General features: G+C 60.0%; 19 protein-coding genes and 4 tRNA genes. 12 read left to right on the top strand and 11 right to left on the bottom strand.

Annotated elements, in window-relative coordinates:
- The first annotated feature begins 50 nt into the window (after positions 1-50).
- A complete protein-coding gene (locus tag L6D81_RS23050) occupies positions 51-3,002 on the top strand; it encodes a DUF748 domain-containing protein (RefSeq protein WP_236182056.1) in 2,952 nt (983 codons plus the stop codon).
- Positions 3,002-3,298: a DUF2845 domain-containing protein gene (locus L6D81_RS23045; protein ID WP_236182055.1), complete on the top strand. Its 297-nt coding sequence runs from the start codon at positions 3,002-3,004 to the stop codon at positions 3,296-3,298. Before L6D81_RS23050 ends, L6D81_RS23045 begins: the two co-directional genes overlap by 1 nt.
- 165 nt (positions 3,299-3,463) lie before the next feature.
- Here the strand turns inward: L6D81_RS23045 and L6D81_RS23040 are convergent, their stop codons facing one another.
- Both L6D81_RS23040 and L6D81_RS23035 read right to left on the bottom strand, forming a co-directional pair.
- A complete protein-coding gene (locus tag L6D81_RS23040; RefSeq protein WP_236182054.1) occupies positions 3,464-3,820 on the bottom strand; it encodes a BON domain-containing protein in 357 nt (118 codons plus the stop codon).
- 284 nt (positions 3,821-4,104) lie between these two features.
- Positions 4,105-4,521: a pilin gene (locus tag L6D81_RS23035; protein WP_236182053.1), complete on the bottom strand. Its 417-nt coding sequence runs from the start codon at positions 4,519-4,521 to the stop codon at positions 4,105-4,107.
- Between the two features lie 226 nt (positions 4,522-4,747).
- On the opposite strand from L6D81_RS23035, the gene pilB reads away from it, so the two are divergent.
- From pilB to yacG, 5 genes are read left to right on the top strand one after another with little or no spacing between them, the layout of a single operon-like run.
- Positions 4,748-6,448 carry a type IV-A pilus assembly ATPase PilB gene (gene pilB, locus L6D81_RS23030; protein WP_236182052.1) on the top strand — a complete coding sequence of 567 codons (1,701 nt, stop codon included), beginning with the start codon at positions 4,748-4,750 and terminating at the stop codon, positions 6,446-6,448.
- Positions 6,449-6,450: 2 nt separating this feature from the next.
- The gene (locus L6D81_RS23025) at positions 6,451-7,668 is read left to right on the top strand and encodes a type II secretion system F family protein (protein ID WP_236182051.1); all 1,218 of its coding nucleotides are present in this window, start codon (positions 6,451-6,453) and stop codon (positions 7,666-7,668) included.
- Position 7,669: 1 nt separating this feature from the next.
- Positions 7,670-8,542 (top strand): prepilin peptidase, encoded by an 873-nt coding sequence (locus tag L6D81_RS23020; RefSeq protein WP_236182050.1) that lies wholly within the window; start codon positions 7,670-7,672, stop codon positions 8,540-8,542.
- Positions 8,539-9,162: a dephospho-CoA kinase gene (gene coaE, locus L6D81_RS23015; RefSeq protein ID WP_207983964.1), complete on the top strand. Its 624-nt coding sequence runs from the start codon at positions 8,539-8,541 to the stop codon at positions 9,160-9,162. The genes L6D81_RS23020 and coaE overlap by 4 nt, the downstream gene beginning before the upstream one ends.
- The gene (yacG, locus tag L6D81_RS23010; RefSeq protein WP_039771664.1) at positions 9,159-9,359 is read left to right on the top strand and encodes a DNA gyrase inhibitor YacG; all 201 of its coding nucleotides are present in this window, start codon (positions 9,159-9,161) and stop codon (positions 9,357-9,359) included. The genes coaE and yacG overlap by 4 nt, the downstream gene beginning before the upstream one ends.
- Before the next feature lie 6 nt (positions 9,360-9,365).
- Here yacG and L6D81_RS23005 read toward each other — a convergent pair whose 3' ends face one another.
- From L6D81_RS23005 to L6D81_RS22995, 3 genes are all read right to left on the bottom strand, one after another.
- On the bottom strand, positions 9,366-9,581 hold the full coding sequence (locus L6D81_RS23005; protein ID WP_007959584.1) for a hypothetical protein: 216 nt from the start codon (positions 9,579-9,581) through the stop codon (positions 9,366-9,368).
- 65 nt (positions 9,582-9,646) lie between these two features.
- Complete coding sequence (locus tag L6D81_RS23000) at positions 9,647-10,336, bottom strand: energy-coupling factor ABC transporter permease (protein WP_236182049.1); 690 nt, start codon at positions 10,334-10,336, stop codon at positions 9,647-9,649.
- Entirely contained in the window at positions 10,333-10,800 is a 468-nt protein-coding gene (locus L6D81_RS22995) for an FAD/FMN-containing dehydrogenase (RefSeq protein ID WP_236182048.1), read from the bottom strand. Before L6D81_RS22995 ends, L6D81_RS23000 begins: the two co-directional genes overlap by 4 nt.
- A 130-nt stretch (positions 10,801-10,930) precedes the next feature.
- Here L6D81_RS22995 and L6D81_RS22990 point away from each other — a divergent pair, with 130 nt between their 5' ends.
- From L6D81_RS22990 to L6D81_RS22970, 5 genes are all read left to right on the top strand, one after another.
- Positions 10,931-11,557, top strand: coding sequence for a DUF1780 domain-containing protein (locus tag L6D81_RS22990; RefSeq protein WP_007959580.1), 627 nt, complete (start codon positions 10,931-10,933; stop codon positions 11,555-11,557).
- A complete protein-coding gene (locus tag L6D81_RS22985; protein WP_236182047.1) occupies positions 11,554-12,081 on the top strand; it encodes an MOSC domain-containing protein in 528 nt (175 codons plus the stop codon). Before L6D81_RS22990 ends, L6D81_RS22985 begins: the two co-directional genes overlap by 4 nt.
- 56 nt (positions 12,082-12,137) lie before the next feature.
- On the top strand, positions 12,138-12,311 hold the full coding sequence (locus tag L6D81_RS22980; RefSeq protein ID WP_003228304.1) for a DUF3094 family protein: 174 nt from the start codon (positions 12,138-12,140) through the stop codon (positions 12,309-12,311).
- A 63-nt stretch (positions 12,312-12,374) separates the two neighbouring features.
- Positions 12,375-13,673 (top strand): NAD(P)/FAD-dependent oxidoreductase, encoded by a 1,299-nt coding sequence (locus L6D81_RS22975; RefSeq protein ID WP_236182046.1) that lies wholly within the window; start codon positions 12,375-12,377, stop codon positions 13,671-13,673.
- A 213-nt stretch (positions 13,674-13,886) separates the two neighbouring features.
- Entirely contained in the window at positions 13,887-14,282 is a 396-nt protein-coding gene (locus L6D81_RS22970) for an HvfA family oxazolone/thioamide-modified RiPP metallophore (RefSeq protein WP_236182045.1), read from the top strand.
- 73 nt (positions 14,283-14,355) lie between these two features.
- Here L6D81_RS22970 and L6D81_RS22965 read toward each other — a convergent pair whose 3' ends face one another.
- The 6 genes from L6D81_RS22965 to clpB form a co-directional block, all read right to left on the bottom strand.
- Positions 14,356-14,586: a hypothetical protein gene (locus L6D81_RS22965; protein ID WP_236182044.1), complete on the bottom strand. Its 231-nt coding sequence runs from the start codon at positions 14,584-14,586 to the stop codon at positions 14,356-14,358.
- A gap of 127 nt (positions 14,587-14,713) precedes the next feature.
- Positions 14,714-14,790: transfer RNA gene (locus L6D81_RS22960), tRNA-Pro, on the bottom strand.
- Positions 14,791-14,887: 97 nt separating this feature from the next.
- A tRNA-Lys gene (locus L6D81_RS22955) sits at positions 14,888-14,963 on the bottom strand.
- Between the two features lie 5 nt (positions 14,964-14,968).
- Positions 14,969-15,045 (bottom strand) — tRNA-Pro (locus tag L6D81_RS22950).
- Positions 15,046-15,054: 9 nt separating this feature from the next.
- Positions 15,055-15,130: transfer RNA gene (locus L6D81_RS22945), tRNA-Asn, on the bottom strand.
- 298 nt (positions 15,131-15,428) lie between these two features.
- Entirely contained in the window at positions 15,429-17,993 is a 2,565-nt protein-coding gene (gene clpB / locus L6D81_RS22940; RefSeq protein WP_236182043.1) for an ATP-dependent chaperone ClpB, read from the bottom strand.
- Positions 17,994-18,115: the final 122 nt, after the last annotated feature.

Below are 18,115 nucleotides of genomic sequence, written 5' to 3'. Positions count from 1 at the left end.
TTCGGAACCGGAATCGCGTGCCATACTCCAAGGCACTCCGATTCAGACAGATGAAGCCGCACATGCCCAAAGGATTGATTCGCGCGATTGGCGCCCTGTTGACTGCTCTGGCCCTCTACAGCCTGCTGGGGTTCCTGATCCTGCCGGGCATTGCACTCAGGGTGGCCAACCAGCAACTGGCCAACTACGCCACGGTCCCCGCGCATCTGCAACGCATCGAACTCAACCCGTTCAGCCTTGAAGTCACGCTGTGGGGTCTGGTGATCGGCGAGCCGGGCAAGGAACAGGTCGGCTTCGAACGGTTATACGCCAACCTGCAACTCGACAGCCTGTGGACCAAAGCCCTGCACCTGTCCGACATCGAACTGGAAAAATCCAAGACCGAGATCCTGTTTGCCAAGGACGGCCAGCTCAACCTCCTTGGCCTGTTCAAGCTCCCCGCCAGCGAACCAACCCCTGCCGATCCCGACGCCAAACCGTTCCCGCTGCGCATCGACCGGATCCAGCTGGCCGGCGGCAACCTGCATTTCGTGGACGCGCGCCCGAGCGAGCCGATCGAATTCGTTTACGACAAGCTCGATTTCGAGCTGAAAAACCTCAGCACCCTGCCCGAAGACAACGCCGACATGACCCTCGTCGCGATCGGCCCGGCCGGTGGGCAGATCGACTGGAAAGGCAACTTCAGCCTGGTTCCGATCGCCTCCGAAGGCACCCTCAAGATCACCGATGGCAAGATGAAAGCCTTCTGGCCCTACGTACGCGACGCCGTGCCGTTGGTGCTGGAAAACGGCGTCGTCAGCCTGAGTACCGACTACAAGCTCAACCTGTCCAAGGAAACCGAATTACTGCTGAGCAACGTGGCGGTCAACATCGCGCCGTTCGCCATCAAGGCGCCGGACGGACGTCCACTGGCGAAGCTTGAACGCCTCGACGTCAGCGACACCACGGTGGACCTGGCCAAACAGCAAGTGGTGATCGGCAAGATCCGCAGCCAGAAACTGGAAACCTGGGCAGCACTGGAAGCGGACGGACAACTGGACTGGCAAAAACTGTTCGCCAGTCAGCCGTCCAAACCTGCCGCCAAGGCTGCGGCGGAACCGAAAGACACCCCGGCCGCCGCAGACTCGCCGAAGCCGGAGCCCACCGCACCAAGCAAGCCCTGGCAAGTGTTGGTCAAGGACGTGCAACTGCGTGACTACAAAGTGCATCTGGCCGATCGCTCGGCGAAGCCGGAAGTCACCCTGGATGTCACGCCGCTGAACGTCGACCTGCAAAATTTCGACAGCCTCAACGGCTCGCCCTTCAACCTCAGGCTCGACACCGGCCTGGGCAAGCAAGGCAAGATCAGCGCCGACGGCGTGGTCAACCTGGCCCCGGTCACCGCACAGCTCAACGTGAAAACCCAGGACATCGACCTGCGGGTCGCGCAGTCCTACATCAATCCGTTCATTCGCCTTGAATTGCGCAGCGGCATGCTCGGCAGCGACCTGAAAGTGAACCTGAAAAGCACTGACCCGCTGGCCCTCAGCGTCACCGGTCGTGCTCAGATCGATCAGTTGCATACCCTCGACACTCTGAAAACCCGCGACTTCCTCAAGTGGCAGCAAGTGGTGGTCGAAGGCCTGAACTATCAGCACGGCGACAGCCTGTCGATCGACAGGGTCAACCTGTTCCAGCCGTATGCACGATTCATGATCAACGATGACCGCACCACCAACATCGACGACCTGCTGATCCCGCAGCCGGCCGATTCCGGGACTAAGACCGCCGCGACGAAACCGGCGAGCCAGGACAAACCGCTGGGCATTCACATCGGTGGCATCGCGATCAACGACGGCTCGGCCAACTTCGCCGACTTCAGCCTGACCCCGAACTTCGCCACCGCCGTTCAGCAGCTCAACGGCCAGATCGGCACCATCGACAGCCGTCAGGCGAAACCGGCCAGCGTCGACATCAAGGGCAAGGTCGACCGCTATGCGCCGGTGACCATCAAGGGCGCAGTCAATCCGTTCGACCCGATGGCCAGTCTTGACATCGCCACCAGCTTCAAACGAGTCGAGCTGACCACCCTGACGCCCTACTCCGGCAAGTTCGCCGGCTACCGGATCCGCAAGGGCCGGCTCAACCTCGACCTGCATTACCTGATCACCAAAGGCCAGCTCAAGGCCGAGAACAAAGTGGTGGTCGAACAGCTGCAACTGGGTGAGAAAGTCGACAGCCCGGATGCCGTGAGCCTGCCGCTGAAACTGGCGATCGCCCTGCTCAAGGACGTCGACGGCAAGATTTCCATCGAGCTGCCGGTGACCGGCGACCTGAACAACCCGCAATTCAGCGTGATGCCGATCGTCTGGCAAACCCTGCGCAACCTGATCGTCAAGGCTGCCGCCGCACCGTTCAAACTGATTGGCGGTCTGGTCAGCGGTGGCGGCTCCGAAGACCTCGGCACCGTGTCCTTTGCACCAGGTTCCAGCGACCTGAGCAAAGACGCCGAAGCGGCGCTGGTGAAACTGTCGCAAGCGCTGAAGGAGCGTCCGGCCCTGCGCCTGGAAATCGAAGGCACTGCGGCAAAAAGCAGCGACGGCCCGTTGCTCGCCGAACAACGCCTGGAACGTGAATACCAGTACAACTACTACAAGATGCTCCAGCGACGTGGCGACAAGGTACCGGCTCAGGCCTCGTTGATTGAGGTGCCGGAGGGCGAAAAAGGTCCCTTGCTTGAAGGCATTTACCGCACGCGTCTGAAAACCCAGCCACCGGCCGAATGGAAGGATCTGGGCAAGGAAGAACGCACGGCGAAAATGCGTGCGGACGTGATCAAGTTCTGGAGTTCCAGCGACGTGCTGCTGCGCCAGCTCGGTCAGGACCGTGCCAGCAGCATCAAGGACTATCTGGTGGACAAGGGCCAACTGGCCGACGATCGCGTGTACTTCATTGACGCCAACCTCGGCGAAGCAGAAAGCGACGGCCGGGTGGTAACGCAAATGCATCTGGATGCCGAGTGATGAACAGCAAGTGGCTGACTGCACTGGGGCTGACGCTGATCGCCAGCCAGGCTGCGGCGTCCGATACCCTGCGCTGCGGCAGCCAACTGGTGAGCCTCGGCGATCGCGCCAGCGAGGTGCTGCAAAAATGTGGCGAGCCGGTCAGTCGCGATCTGCTCGGTTACAAGCGCAGCGCCAACCGTCGTGAAGAGTTTCAGGTCGAGGAATGGACCTACGGCCCGAGCAACGGTATGTACCAGTACCTGCGCTTTGAAGGCAATCGCCTGAGACAGATCAACAGCAAGCGCGGCAACTGACTTCCCCGCTTTTCTGCCCCTGAAATAAAACAGGCCCCGACACATGTGCCGGGGCCTGCAATGGCCACATTCCGTGTGGCCGGTCGCATGAACTCTAAAGTGCGGCAGACATATTGCTCGGCCCGCCTGTCGCGTCTTCTCCCGGTCCAGGCGAGAAGCCTTGCCTTACTCGGCTTTCAGGCCGTCAGCGGAGACCGCTTTCACGCCTTTGATTTTCTTGGCGATGGCAACGGCGGTGGTTTTCTGCGCCTCTGTCACTGCAACAGTGGAAGACAGGGAAACGACGCCTTTGTTGGTTTCAACTTTGATATCAGTGCCTGGGATACCTTTTTCGGTGACCAGATCCGCTTTCACTTTGGTAGTGATCCAGGTATCGGAGGTCGCTTCTTTCGCTTGGGTGACTTCACCGGCAGCCAGGGTCATTGGCGCCTGAGAGGTCTGAGTCGATTGAGCAAATGCACCCGAAGCCATGGTCAGGGTCAGCGCGGTAGCAGCAGCGGCAGTGATAGCGAACTTCTTCATACGAGTAACTCCTGTTTTTCTGGAAAGTCTGCTGGTTGTCTTGTCAGCAGGGTTACTCAGGTAGTTGCGAACGCTGTGCCAACTTTGAAACACAAAATAAATCCATATAAATCAATTACTTATGAAATATATGATTTTTCGGAATCATGCAAATTGCATGACCAGTGATTTAACTGCATGCAACTTGCAGACTGTAGCTGGCGGCTTAAGGCCATGATTCCCGTAGATTTTTCGTGCAAAAAAGCCCCGCCGGTTCGGCGGGGCGCGGTGTCACAGTGATTGGATCAAGCGCCCGTGCATTGTTTGGGCAGGTACTCCTGCGCGGCGGTACTGGTGCAAGTCCAGCCCGTGGTCGCGTCACGGGTCAGAGTAATGGTCTTACTCAGCACGGGTGCGGGCGCGTTGACCAATGTGCACACGATTGTCCCAGCGCCAGTCGATGCTGTACCAGTAACGGCCAACGTGCAGTTACTGGTAGCGGCAGCACCGCCAGGTCCGGTATTGGCTGTAGTGGGGGCAGTACCGGAATTGATGACATCCTCATACGGCACCTTCATCGCCGATATCTCCGCCAACCCCGCCGTCACCTTCGACCGCGCCTGGTATTTGGAATACTGCGGCAGCGCCACCGTCGCGAGAATACCGATGATCGCCACAACGATCAGCAGCTCGATCAGAGTGAAACCCTGTTGTTTATTCATAGACACGCTCCATGCATGAGTCGGAATCTCATGATCTGAACAGGACTCAGCACAGCCCGTGCCAAGCCGTTGAAGGCCCGGCCCACTGGACGCCATCCGGCTGACGTGCCAATTCCTACAACCCGTAGCCGCACTATCTGACACTTTTTGTCACCTGCACTGCGCGTGTGTGGCGCTGTCACTTGACTAGGCTATAAGTCATGAACGGCAAGCACGTGGAACCCCCATGAATGACATCGCTCTGAGCGGCCTGGCCAAACAACTGGTCCAGGCCGAATTGCTCACGGAAAAGAGTGCCCAGCAAGCCTGGCAACAGGCGCAGCGCAATCGTCTGTCGCTGGTCAGTTACCTGGTGCAGAACAAACTGGTGAAGAGCTGGCAGGTCGCCGAGATTGCCTCGGAGCATTTCGGCATGGCATTTCTCGACCTCAACTGCCTCGACAAGGAAACCCAGCCCAAGGGCCTGGTCAGCGAAAAACTGGTGCGCCAGCACCACGCCCTGCCCCTCTGGCGACGCGGCAACAAACTGTTCGTGGGGATTTCCGATCCGAGCAATCATCAGGCGATCAATGACATTCAGTTCAGCACCGGGCTGAGCACCGAAGCCATTCTGGTCGAGGACGACAAGCTCACCGACGCCATCGAAAAGTTCTTCGACACCCATGCCACCGGACTGGAGGAGATGGCCGATGTTGATCTCGACGGGCTCGACATCGAAACGGTCGACGACAGCAAACAGGACACGCTCGGCGGGATGGACGCCGACGATGCCCCGGTAGTGCGTTTCGTGCACAAGATGCTGCTGGACGCGATCAAGAGCGGCTCGTCCGACCTGCACTTCGAGCCTTACGAAAAGCACTACCGGGTGCGGGTGCGCACCGACGGCATTCTGCGGGAAGTGGCCAAGCCGCCGATTCAGCTCGCCGGGCGCATTGCCGCGCGCCTGAAAGTGATGGCCAGCCTCGACATTTCAGAACGGCGAAAACCTCAGGACGGGCGGATCAAGATGCGTCTGTCGAAGAGCAAGTCGATCGATTTCCGGGTCAACACCCTGCCCACCCTCTGGGGCGAGAAAGTGGTGATTCGGATCCTCGACCCGTCCAGTGCCCAGATCGGCATTGATGCCCTCGGCTACGAGCCGGAACAGAAAGACCTGTACATGGCAGCCCTCAAACAGCCGCAAGGCATGATTCTGGTGACCGGCCCCACCGGCTCGGGCAAGACCGTGTCGCTGTACACCGGGCTGAACATCCTCAATACCGTCGACATCAATATTTCCACTGCCGAAGACCCGGTGGAGATCAACATGGAAGGCATCAACCAGGTCAACGTCAATCCACGCCAGGGATTGGACTTCGCCCAGGCCCTGCGCTCGTTCTTGCGTCAGGACCCGGACGTGATCATGGTCGGCGAGATCCGCGACCTCGAAACCGCCGAAATCGCGATCAAGGCTGCCCAGACCGGGCACCTCGTGCTGTCCACCCTGCACACCAACAGCGCAGCAGAAACCCTCACCCGCCTGCACAACATGGGCATCCCCGGCTTCAACATCGCGACCTCGGTGAGCCTGATCATTGCCCAGCGTCTGGCGCGAAAACTTTGCAGCCACTGCAAGAAACCTATCGAAATCCCCCGCGAGACCCTGATCAAGGAAGGCTTCCCCGAGGAACGCATCGGCCATTTCACGATCTATGAGCCCGGCGGTTGCGATCACTGCAACGGCGGGTACAAGGGTCGCGTAGGGATCTATGAAGTGGTGAAGAACACCCCCGAGCTGCAACGGCTGATCATGGCCGAGGGCAACTCGCTGGAAATCGATACCCAGATGCGCCGGGACGGCTTCAACGACCTGCGCACCTCGGGCCTGATCAAGGCCATGCAAGGCATCACCAGCCTTGAAGAAATCAACCGGGTCACCAAGGACTGAACATGGCGGTCAAGGCAGCAAAAATCAGCGTCTACGCCTGGGAAGGCACGGACCGCAAAGGCAGCAAGGTGACCGGCGAGTTGAGCGGCCAGAACCCTGCATTGATCAAGGCCCAATTGCGCAAGCAGGGCATCAACCCGGGCAAGGTGCGCAGGAAATCCGCCTCGCTGCTGAGCTTCGGCAAGCGCATCAGGGCTCAGGACATTGCCCTGTTCACCCGGCAGATGGCGACCATGATGAAGGCCGGCGTGCCGCTGTTGCAGTCATTCGACATCATTGGCGAAGGCTTCGAAAACCCGGCCATGCGCAAGCTGGTGGACGAGGTTAAACAGGAAGTGGCCGCCGGCAACAGCTTCGCCGCCGCGCTGCGCAAGAAGCCGCACTATTTCGACGAGTTGTACTGCAATCTGGTGGATGCCGGCGAGCAGTCCGGCGCCCTGGACACCCTGCTGGAGCGGGTCGCCACCTACAAGGAAAAGAGCGAAAGCCTCAAGGCCAAGATCAAGAAGGCCATGACCTACCCGGCCGCCGTGGTGCTGGTGGCGGCGGTGGTGACCGGGATTCTGCTGGTCAAGGTGGTACCGCAATTCCAGTCGGTGTTCTCCGGCTTCGGTGCCGAACTGCCGGCCTTCACGTTGATGGTGATTAGCCTGTCCGAATTCATGCAACAAGGGTGGTGGGCGATTCTCGGTGTGCTGGTGGCCGGTTTTTTCGGCACCCGTCATGCCCTGAAAAAATCCCAGGCCTTGCGCGACCGACGCGATGCCTGGTTTCTCAAGCTGCCGCTGGTGGGCACGTTGATGTACAAGTCCGCCGTGGCGCGGTTTGCCCGGACCCTGTCGACCACCTTCGCGGCCGGCGTGCCGTTGGTGGAAGCCCTGGACTCGGTGGCCGGGGCCACCGGCAACGTGGTGTTCAAGCGCGCCGTGCTGCGCATCCGCCAGGACGTCTCCACCGGCATGCAGCTGAACTTCTCGATGCGCTCCACCGGCATCTTTCCGAACATGGCGGTGCAGATGACCGCCATCGGCGAAGAGTCCGGCGCACTGGACGAGATGCTCGACAAGGTCGCGGGGTTCTATGAGGACGAGGTGGACAACATGGTCGACAACCTCACCAGCCTGATGGAGCCATTCATCATGGTGGTGCTTGGGGTGATCGTCGGCGGCCTCGTGGTGGCGATGTACCTGCCGATCTTCCAACTCGGCTCAGCGATCTGACATGCCTATCGACGAACTCCTCAGCCTGTATCCGCTGGCCTTTGTCTTCACCGCCCTGCTGCTGGGGCTGGTGGTCGGCAGTTTTCTCAACGTGCTGATCTGGCGCCTGCCGAAAATGCTCGAGCGTGAATGGCGCCAGCAGGCCCACGATGTGCTGGGACTGCCCGGTGAAGCGCCGTTGCCCACCTACAACCTGATGCTGCCGCACTCTCAATGCCCGCACTGTGACCACCGGATCCGCGCATGGGAAAACATTCCCGTGTTGAGTTACGTGTTCCTGCGCGGGCGCTGTTCAAGTTGCAGAGCACCGATCAGCAAGGGCTACCCGCTGACTGAACTGGCCTGCGGCCTGCTCTCGGCGTTCATCGCCTGGCACCTGGGTTTCGGCTGGCCGGCGTGCCTGCTGATCGTGCTGACCTGGGGCCTGCTGGCCATGAGCCTGATCGACACCGAGCATCAGTTGCTGCCCGACGTGCTGGTGCTGCCGCTGCTGTGGCTGGGGCTGATCGTCAACAGCTTCGAGCTGTTCGTGTCGCTGCACGACGCACTGTGGGGCGCGGTGCTGGGCTACATGGCGCTGTGGTCGGTGTTCTGGCTGTTCAAACTGATCACCGGCAAGGACGGCATCGGCCACGGCGATTTCAAGCTGCTGGCGCTGCTCGGGGCCTGGGGCGGCTGGCAGGTTCTGCCGCTGACCATCCTGCTGTCTTCGCTGGTGGGTGCCGTGCTCGGGGTGATTTTGCTCAAGCTGCGCGACCAGAAAACCTCGTCTCCGATCCCCTTCGGCCCGTATCTGGCCATTGCCGGCTGGATTGCCTTGCTCTGGGGTGGTCAAATAACCGGCTTCTATTGGCAGTTTGTCGGTTTGAAATGAATACCCCTGTGGAAAAACCCTGGATTCTCGGCCTGACCGGCGGCATCGGCAGTGGCAAAAGCGCCGCCGCCCAGCACTTCATCGATCTCGGTGTCCACGTGGTGGACGCCGATCACGCGGCGCGCTGGGTGGTCGAACCGGGCCGCCCGGCGCTGGCGAAGATCGCCGAACACTTCGGTCCTGATGTCCTGCAGGCCGACGGCACACTGGACCGTGCGGCCCTGCGCAAACTGATCTTCGAGGTGCCGGAGCAACGGCGCTGGCTCGAAGCCCTGCTGCATCCGTTGATCGCTGAGGAAATCGCCCATCACCTGGCGCTGGCACAATCGCCTTACGCGATTCTGGTTTCACCGCTGCTGATCGAGTCGGGGCAATACGCGATGACCCAGCGAATCCTGGTGATCGACGCCCCGCAACAACTGCAGATCGAACGCACCTTGCAGCGTGACCAGACCAGCGAACAGCAGGTCCAGGCGATCCTCAAGGCCCAGTCCAGCCGCGAAGACCGCGTCAGCCGTGCCGACGATGTGGTGGTCAACGACCGCGACCTCGCCTGGCTGCACAGCGAGGTCGAGCGCCTGCATCACTTTTACCTGACATTATCCGGAGGCCAATCATGAGCCAGACCCCAACCGTCAACTGCCCGACTTGCGGCGCGCCCGTGGAATTCACCCCGGAAAACAAATTCCGTCCGTTCTGCTCGGACCGCTGCAAACTGATCGACCTCGGCGCCTGGGCGTCGGAAGAACACAAGATTCCGGTCGCCCCGGATGCCGAGGACGAACTGTTTTCGGGCGATTTCGACCCGCGTCACTGATCCTGTTCAGGGCCGCATGAAGCCGTAGTCCTGATCGTCGTCGAGGTTTTCCGCCAGAAAACGCAACTCGTCGGCCAGGTCTTCGGCGTTGCGCACCGCCTTGCTCTGCTGCACCACCGCGCTGAGCAAGGCGCGCAGGCTCAGGCCCGGATCGAATCCTACCTCCTGCGCCATCTCCAGACTCTGCCGGGTTTCCTGCCTCGCCCACTCGTACACGCTCATGCCGCTGCTCCTGAAGGGATTTGGCCGAGCATGAAATGCCGCGCGCAGAGCGGATTTGATGTGGATCAAGACTTGGGATCGTCGTCCTTCCACGGCGCCGAAAGGTAGCGGGTGCGGTTGAAAGTCTCCAGCCATTCCGGGCAGAACACCACCAGAGCGCTGACCACCATGCCGTTGATGAAGGCTTCGGGAAAAATCAGCAGCCACAGGTAACCGATGAAATCTTCCAGCCATTCGGGCATGGCAAAGAGGCCGTCGTACCAGAGCAACGTCAGGCTCAGCGTCAGACACAACAACGCCGACAGCGCCGCGGCGAAAAAACCGGAACAGAAGATGTACACGAACGGATTGCGCGGTTGTGCGCGCTCAACCAGGATCGCCACGCATTCGGTGATCAACACCGGCAACAGAATCAACAAGGCGCCGTTGACCCCGACGGCCACCAGATCCTGACGTCCCAACAGCACCAGCCCCAGTTGCGCCATCAGTCCGCCGACGATCGCCAGCGGCCAGTCCAGCAGCAGCGTCACTGCCGTCATGCCGATGAAGTGGTAAGACACGCCGGTATCGAAATCCCTGCGCACCAGCCACAACAGAAACAACGCGAACACCGTGCCGAACAGCAAGTGCTGACGGCGGTTGTCACTGAACAGCTCAACCCACGGCGCGCGGCCAATCGCCCAGAGCAGCACCGGCAGGTAAATCAACCATCCCAGCAGCAGGCTCGCAGACGACAGCAGCTCGGCGCCGATCATGGGCGAGCCTGCTCCAGCGCCTCACGCAGTTCAGCCGCCTGGGTGTATTCATGCCGGGCCAGCAAGCGCCCGTCCTTGAGCTGCAGCCAGAGCACCGTGCCTTCGGTCCCGGGATAGCGCGAGGCCACGCGGCTTTCGCGATCAAGCAACACTCGATAGCTGTAGTCACGCATGGCCGGTACGGCGAACATCTTCGCGATCAGCGCCGGCATACGCTGGATATCGGCGACAAACACCGCATGCCGCGCCTCCAGATAGCCCTTGGGCTGATCGGCCATGGCTTGCTTGAGCAGTTTCGCGCCGTCCATGTCACGCGCCACCAGCAGCGTCGTGGTGCGGTTATCAAGGGTAAACGGCTGATCGTACTGATCCAGCAACGTCCAGGGTGCCAGCCGCTCGCCGATTTCCAGCGCATGGGCCCATAACGGAACGACAGCGAACAACAACAGCCAGCGAAATTTCACATTCAGCCCCTTTCATTCGACGTTGATACACGGAGCCATCAGTCTACACCGACCCTCCCGACTGCCCACTGATGCACTTTGCCGCGCGAACGCTTTCTGCTTGTCGCAATTGAACGCTAAGCTTGGGCCTATGGATGACTCAGATTATTTACGCCTGCTGACCATCGCGGCCGAGCAAGCCAACGCGTTCCTGTCCAATGCCCGCAAATGGGAGCGTGAGCGTTGGGTTTGCCAGCGCCTGCTGCAAGGCTTGAATATTCCTTATCGCGCCGACGAGTTCGCCCCTGCCGGAGAGCCACCGGACGTGCTGTTTCGCGACGCCAACTTCGAGGTGTTCTTCGTCCTTGACGAAGGCCGTCGGCTCAACGACGAATGGCGCGATGAGCTGCAACGGCGGCGCAGTGCGTTTTCCCTCAGCCAACTGGTGCGCCGTGAAGCCAAGCCGCGGCGGATTCCGGCCAATGAATTTCTGCTGAGACTGGCACCGACCTTGCGCAAGAAGGCGCACAACTACAAGGAACGCGGGATGGACCTGGGCGAGCTGGACATCATTGCCTTCGCCAGCCTCAAACGCGAAGTGCTCGACCTGAACAGCCACTTTCCACCGCCCACCGAATACCTGCGTCAGGGCTGGCGCTCGCTGTCGCTGGTCGGGCCGACCTTCGCACGGGTGCTGTTCGCCCATCCCGATGCCCCGGATTTTCTGCGCGGCAACCTGGGGCGCAGCATCGTGTTCGATGTCGGGATCAGCCTGTGACGCCGCTGCAACAATTGATCGCCGATGTCCCGCAAACGGGATGCGTGCGCTGGATTGGCGTGCGTCCTGAGTCTCGTGGGCCGATGATCGAGCTCGACGCCGTAGAGGCACGCCTTGAAGCGGGACTGACCGGGGATCATGCCCGCCCCGGTGTACGTAATGCCCGACAGGTCACGCTGATTCAGTTCGAACACCTGGCCGTGATCAGCGCATTGATGGGACGTACCCACGAGCAACCGATCAGGCCTGAAGATCTGCGGCGCAATCTCGTTATAAGCGGGATCAACCTGTTCAGCCTCAAGGGGCGGCGCTTTCGCATTGGCCAGGCGATTTTCGAAACCACGGGCTGGTGTCAACCGTGCGCGCGCCTGCAGAACAATCTCGGACCCGGAACATTCCAGGCCGTGCGCGGGCATGGCGGAATCACCGCGCGAGTGTTACAAAGCGGGATCATTCGCCTGGGGGACCGTGTGTCGGTCGAACCGATCCCGGACAGTGGCTATGCTGCGTTCAATCCCGGTTAAAAAAACCGCTGTAGCTTGTTCACATTCAGCAACGTCTACCCCTGACGAGGCCTCATATGACCAGCCGCCTGAACCCCGAAGACCAGAAGCATGTCGAAGAGTACCTGCAGTTGTCCCAGCACCGTGTCGAGCGCCGGCCATTCCGGCCGTGGATGCTCCTGGTGCTGGTGCTGGCAGTGACCATTGGTCTGGGCCTGTTGAGCCGTTTAATCAGTTACCTGACGCTATGAGCTGCATCGCGCTCGCTCGGTTAGCTGTACCGATTTCCTTTAAAAACCTTGCGAGCTATCCCTATGTCCCATCGTATTGTCATTGTCGGCGGCGGCGCCGGCGGTCTGGAGTTGGCTACCCGTCTGGGTAAGACCCTGGGCAAGCGCGGTACCGCCAGCATCATGCTGGTCGACGCGAACCTCACGCACATCTGGAAACCGCTGTTGCACGAAGTGGCCGCCGGATCGCTGAATTCTTCCGAAGACGAACTCAACTATGTCGCCCAGGCCAAATGGAACCACTTCGAGTTCCAGCTGGGGCGCATGAGCGGGCTCGATCGTGAGCAGAAGAAGATCCAGCTGGCCGCCACCTACGACGAAAACGGCGTGGAGCTGGTCCCGGCGCGGGAAGTGCCGTACGACTCGCTGGTGATCGCGGTCGGCAGCACCACCAACGATTTCGGCACCCAGGGCGCCGCGCAGCACTGCCTGTTCCTCGACACCCGCAAGCAGGCCGAACGCTTCCATCAGCAACTGCTCAATCACTATCTGCGCGCCCACGCCGGGCAGACCGATGCGATCCAGCAGATCAGCGTGGCCATCGTCGGCGCGGGCGCCACGGGCGTCGAACTGGCAGCCGAACTGCACAACGCCGCCCATGAGCTGGCCGCCTACGGTTTGGACCGGATCAAACCGGAAAACATGCACATCACCCTGATCGAAGCCGGGCCACGGGTGCTGCCCGCCCTGCCGGAGCGCATCAGCGGGCCGGTGCACAAGACCCTGGAGAAACTCGGGGTCAACGTGATGACCAACGCCTCGGTCAGCCAGGTCACCGCCGACAGCCTGATTACCGCAGACGGCAACGAAATCAAGGCGAGCCTGAAAGTCTGGGCCGCCGGGATCCGCGCGCCAGCGTTCCTCAAGGACATCGATGGCCTGGAAACCAACCGCATCAATCAGCTGCAAGTGCTGCCGACACTGCAAACCACCCGCGACGAAAACATCTTCGCCTTCGGTGACTGCGCCGCGTGCCCGCAACCGGGCTCCGATCGCAACGTTCCACCACGGGCCCAGGCTGCTCACCAGCAGGCGTCGTTGCTGGCCAAATCACTGAAGCTGCGCATCGAAGGCAAGACCCTGCCGGAGTACAAGTACACCGACTACGGCTCGCTGATTTCGCTGTCGCGTTTCTCGGCGGTGGGTAACCTGATGGGCAATCTGACCGGCAGCGTGATGCTCGAGGGCTGGCTGGCGCGGATGTTTTACGTGTCGCTGTACCGCATGCACCAGATGGCGCTGTATGGGCCGTTCCGTACGGCAATGCTGATGCTCGGCAGCAAGATCGGACGCGGCACCGAGCCACGCCTGAAGCTGCACTGACGTAAAAATATCGTGGGGCGAGCTGGCTCGTTCCCACGGTGTTTTGTCTTCTACTGTATCTGCCCTCGCTTTACCCACCTTCGCTTACAAACGCCCCGCTCCTCGACACAGACGCGATACACCGCCACCGCTTAATGGCTACACCCGAGCACACCTGCTCCGGCTTGATCGCCCTTAACGTGTGGTTGCACTGTGCAACCGAAGGAGAATGCAATGTCCCGTACTTCGAACTCCCTTGGCCTGGTCGGTGCCGTACTGGCCGGCGGTCTGATGCTGTCCGGCTCGGTGTTTGCCGCGCAACCGTTGGCCCAGGGCTACATGGTTGCTTCGGCCGAGACCTCGGTGAAAACCCCGGAAGGCAAATGCGGTGAAGGCAAATGCGGCGATGCGTCGATGGCCAAGACCGACACCGATGGCGACGGCAAGGTCTCGCGCGCCGAATTTCTGAAAGTTGCGCCGAAGTCCGACTTCGACAAGATCGACACCAACCACGACGGTTTCATCGACGAGCAAGAGGCGTACAACAACGTCAAAGCCAACTTCGAAGCCAACGGCAAGAAAATGCCGAAAGGTCTGTTCGAGCACCTGAAAGACCAGGACGGTGCCTGATTTTTCAGCCTGCCTGACAAAACAAAGCCGCGCTTTCTCTGACGAGAAGCGCGGCTTTTTCATGCCTGCATGATTACAACTGGAAGCGCCGCACCATGCCCTGCAGGGCATTGGCCAGTTGCGACAGCTCGTGGCTCGACGCGCTGGTTTGATCGGCACTCGCCGCCGAACGCACCGACAGATCGCGAATGTTCACCAGATTGCGATCCACTTCCCGCGCCACTTGCGCCTGCTCTTCAGCGGCGCTGGCGATCACCAGATTGCGCTCGTGGATTTCATGGACCGACGCCGTGATCGTCTGCAACGCTTCACCGGCCCGCGCTGCTTCGATGGCGGCGTTGAGCGCCAGCAGGTTAGCCTGCTCGCTTTCCCAGGGTTCCGCGAAGAACCAAAAAAAATCCCCGTATCTTTCGATACGAGGATTTTTAATATGGTCGGGGTAAGGGGATTCGAACTCCTGACATCCTGCTCCCAAAGCAGGCGCGCTACCGGACTGCGCTATACCCCGGTAAAAAAAAGGCGACCTTTCAAAGATCGCCTTCTTCGATCAGCGCTTTTGGCCTCTGATCTTAAGATTCGATCCCAGTGTTACCTGGTTTCAAAAATGGTGGGTCGTGTGGGATTCGAACCTACGACCAATTGGTTAAAAGCCAACTGCTCTACCAACTGAGCTAACGACCCAAAAATGGTCGGGGTAAGGGGATTCGAACTCCTGACATCCTGCTCCCAAAGCAGGCGCGCTACCGGACTGCGCTATACCCCGGTTTGAAATTGGCTCCGTGACCAGGACTCGAACCTGGGACCCAATGATTAACAGTCATTTGCTCTACCGACTGAGCTATCACGGAACTACATATTTCAATTTACTACGGTGAAACTTGCAGCTTCTCGACATCGTTTTCGCATCGCTGCGTTCGTGTGTCTGAGGCGCGCTATTCTACAACCTAGAACACCTCTGTCAACCCCCTAAATTGCTTTCAAGTTAATGATTTGCAACTTATTTCAGATTTCCGCCCAGTGAGCTGAAACCGTGTTGGTGACTGACTGCGGGGCGCACTTTACAAGCCTTTTCCTTTGAGTTCAACAGCCTGGCGAAAAAAAAGGCCTCGCAGTGCGAGGCCTTGATGACGACACCACCGTCGGACGTCAGTTGAACGTGATCTCGTCGTTCTCCACGACGCCGGTCGCGGTCTCGCCTGGCATGAAGCGCCCCGACAGGATCAACTGCGCCAACGGGTTCTCGATCCAGCGCTGGATCGCCCGCTTCAGCGGCCGTGCGCCATAGACCGGGTCGTAACCGACGGCAATCAGCTTGTCCATCGCTTCCGGGCTCAGTTCCAGCTTCAGCTCGCGCTCGGCCAGACGACTGCGCAGACGGCCCAGCTGGATCTCGGTAATGCCCGCGATCTGGTCCCGCGCCAATGGTTCGAAGATCACCACTTCGTCGACCCGGTTGATGAACTCCGGACGGAAGTGGGTGGAAATCGCATCCATCACCGCCGCACGTTGCGCCTCACGGTCACCGACCAGTTCCTGGATCTGCATCGAACCAAGGTTGGAAGTCATGACGATCACGGTATTGCGGAAGTCTACCGTGCGGCCATGACTGTCGGTCAGACGGCCATCCTCCAGCACTTGCAGCAGGATGTTGAACACGTCCGGGTGCGCCTTCTCGACTTCGTCCAGCAGGATCACCGAGTAAGGCTTGCGACGTACCGCTTCGGTCAGGTAACCGCCCTCTTCGTAGCCGACGTAGCCCGGTGGCGCACCGATCAGCCGCGCCACGGAATGTTTCTCCATGAACTCGGACATGTCGATCCGCACCATCGCCTCTTCCGTATCGAAGAGGAATTCGGCCAGCGCCTTGCACAGCTCGGTTTTACCGACACCGGTCGGGCCGAGAAACATGAATGAGCCGCTCGGGCGATTCGGGTCGGACAACCCGGCGCGGGAACGCCGCACCGCGTTGGCCACTGCGACCACCGCTTCGTCCTGGCCGATCACGCGTTGGTGCAACAGGCTTTCCATCTTCATCAGCTTGTCGCGCTCGCCTTCGAGCATTTTCGACACGGGGATACCGGTCCACTTCGAGACGACTTCGGCGATTTCCTCTTCGGTCACCTTGCTGCGCAGCAATTGGTTCTCGCTTTTGCCGTGCTGGTCGACCATTTGCAGGCTGCGCTCCAGATCCGGGATCACCCCGTACTGCAACTCGGCCATGCGGTTCAGGTCGCCTTTACGTCGCGCGGCCTCCAGCTCCTGACGGGACTGTTCGATCTTTTGCTGAATCTGCGCAGAACCCTGCACCTCGGCTTTTTCCGAGTTCCAGATTTCTTCCAGATCCGAGTACTCACGCTCGTGGCGATCGATTTCTTCCTGGAGTTTCTCCAGACGTTTCTTCGCCGCCTCGTCGCTTTCTTTCTTCAGAGCCTGGGATTCCACCTTCAGTTGAATCAGGCGCCGCTCCAGACGATCCAGCACTTCCGGCTTGGAGTCGATCTCCATACGGATGCGGCTGGCCGCCTCATCGATCAGGTCGATCGCCTTGTCCGGCAGCTGCCGGTCAGTGATGTAGCGATGGCTGAGTTTGGCCGCCGCAATGATCGCGCCGTCAGTAATCGCCACCTTGTGGTGAACCTCGTAACGCTCCTTGAGGCCACGCAGGATCGCGATGGTGTCTTCTTCGCTCGGCTCGTCCACCAACACTTTCTGGAAGCGCCGTTCGAGGGCTGCGTCCTTCTCTATATATTGGCGGTACTCATTGAGCGTGGTCGCGCCGACGCAATGCAATTCGCCACGAGCCAGTGCCGGCTTGAGCATGTTGCCGGCGTCCATCGAGCCTTCGCCCTTGCCGGCGCCGACCATGGTGTGCAGCTCGTCGATGAACAGAATGATCTGCCCTTCTTGCTTCGACAGTTCGTTGAGCAGCGCTTTCAGGCGCTCTTCGAACTCACCGCGATACTTGGCACCGGCAATCAGCGCGCCCATATCGAGGGACAGCAGACGCTTGCCGCGCAGCCCATCCGGCACTTCGCCGTTGATGATGCGCTGGGCCAGCCCCTCGGCAATCGCGGTTTTACCCACGCCAGGCTCGCCGATCAGCACCGGATTGTTCTTGGTGCGGCGTTGCAGAACCTGAATGGTGCGACGAATTTCATCGTCACGGCCGATCACCGGGTCAAGCTTGCCGTCTTCGGCGCGCTTGGTCAGGTCGATGGTGTATTTATCCAGCGCCTGACGTGATTCCTCGTGGTTGGCGTCATTGACCGCCTCGCCACCACGCAGGTTGTTGATTGCGTTTTCCAGGGCCTTTTTGCTCACGCCCTGGCCGAGCAGCAACTTGCCGAGTTTGCTGTTCTCGTCCATCGCGGCAAGCAGCACCAACTCGCTGGAAATGAACTGATCGCCCTTCTGCTGGGCCAGGCGGTCGGCCTGGTTGAGCAGACGCGCCAGATCCTGGGACATGTTGACGTCGCCGGTCGGGTTCTGGATTTTCGGTAGTTGATCGAGCTCTTTGGTCAGCTCTTTACGCAAGCTGTTGACGTCGAAGCCCACCTGCATCAACAGGGGTTTGATCGAACCACCCTGTTGTTCAAGCATCGCCTGCATCAAATGCGCCGGCTCGATGGCCGGATGATCGTGGCCGACAGCCAGGGATTGGGCATCGGACAACGCCAACTGCAATTTGCTGGTTAAACGGTCTATACGCATGGGTCACCTTCCTTTTGAGCAGGCCGGACCTGAAAACCATCCTGAATAAAGAAACCTGCCAGATACCGCTATAGATGCGGTCGATTCTGGAAGATTCAAGCGTCAGGGAGTTGATGCAGATC

It is taken from the genome of Pseudomonas sputi (assembly GCF_021603585.1).
GTDB lineage: Bacteria > Pseudomonadota > Gammaproteobacteria > Pseudomonadales > Pseudomonadaceae > Aquipseudomonas > Aquipseudomonas sputi.
This window is presented reverse-complemented; position numbering and strand designations above follow the sequence as displayed.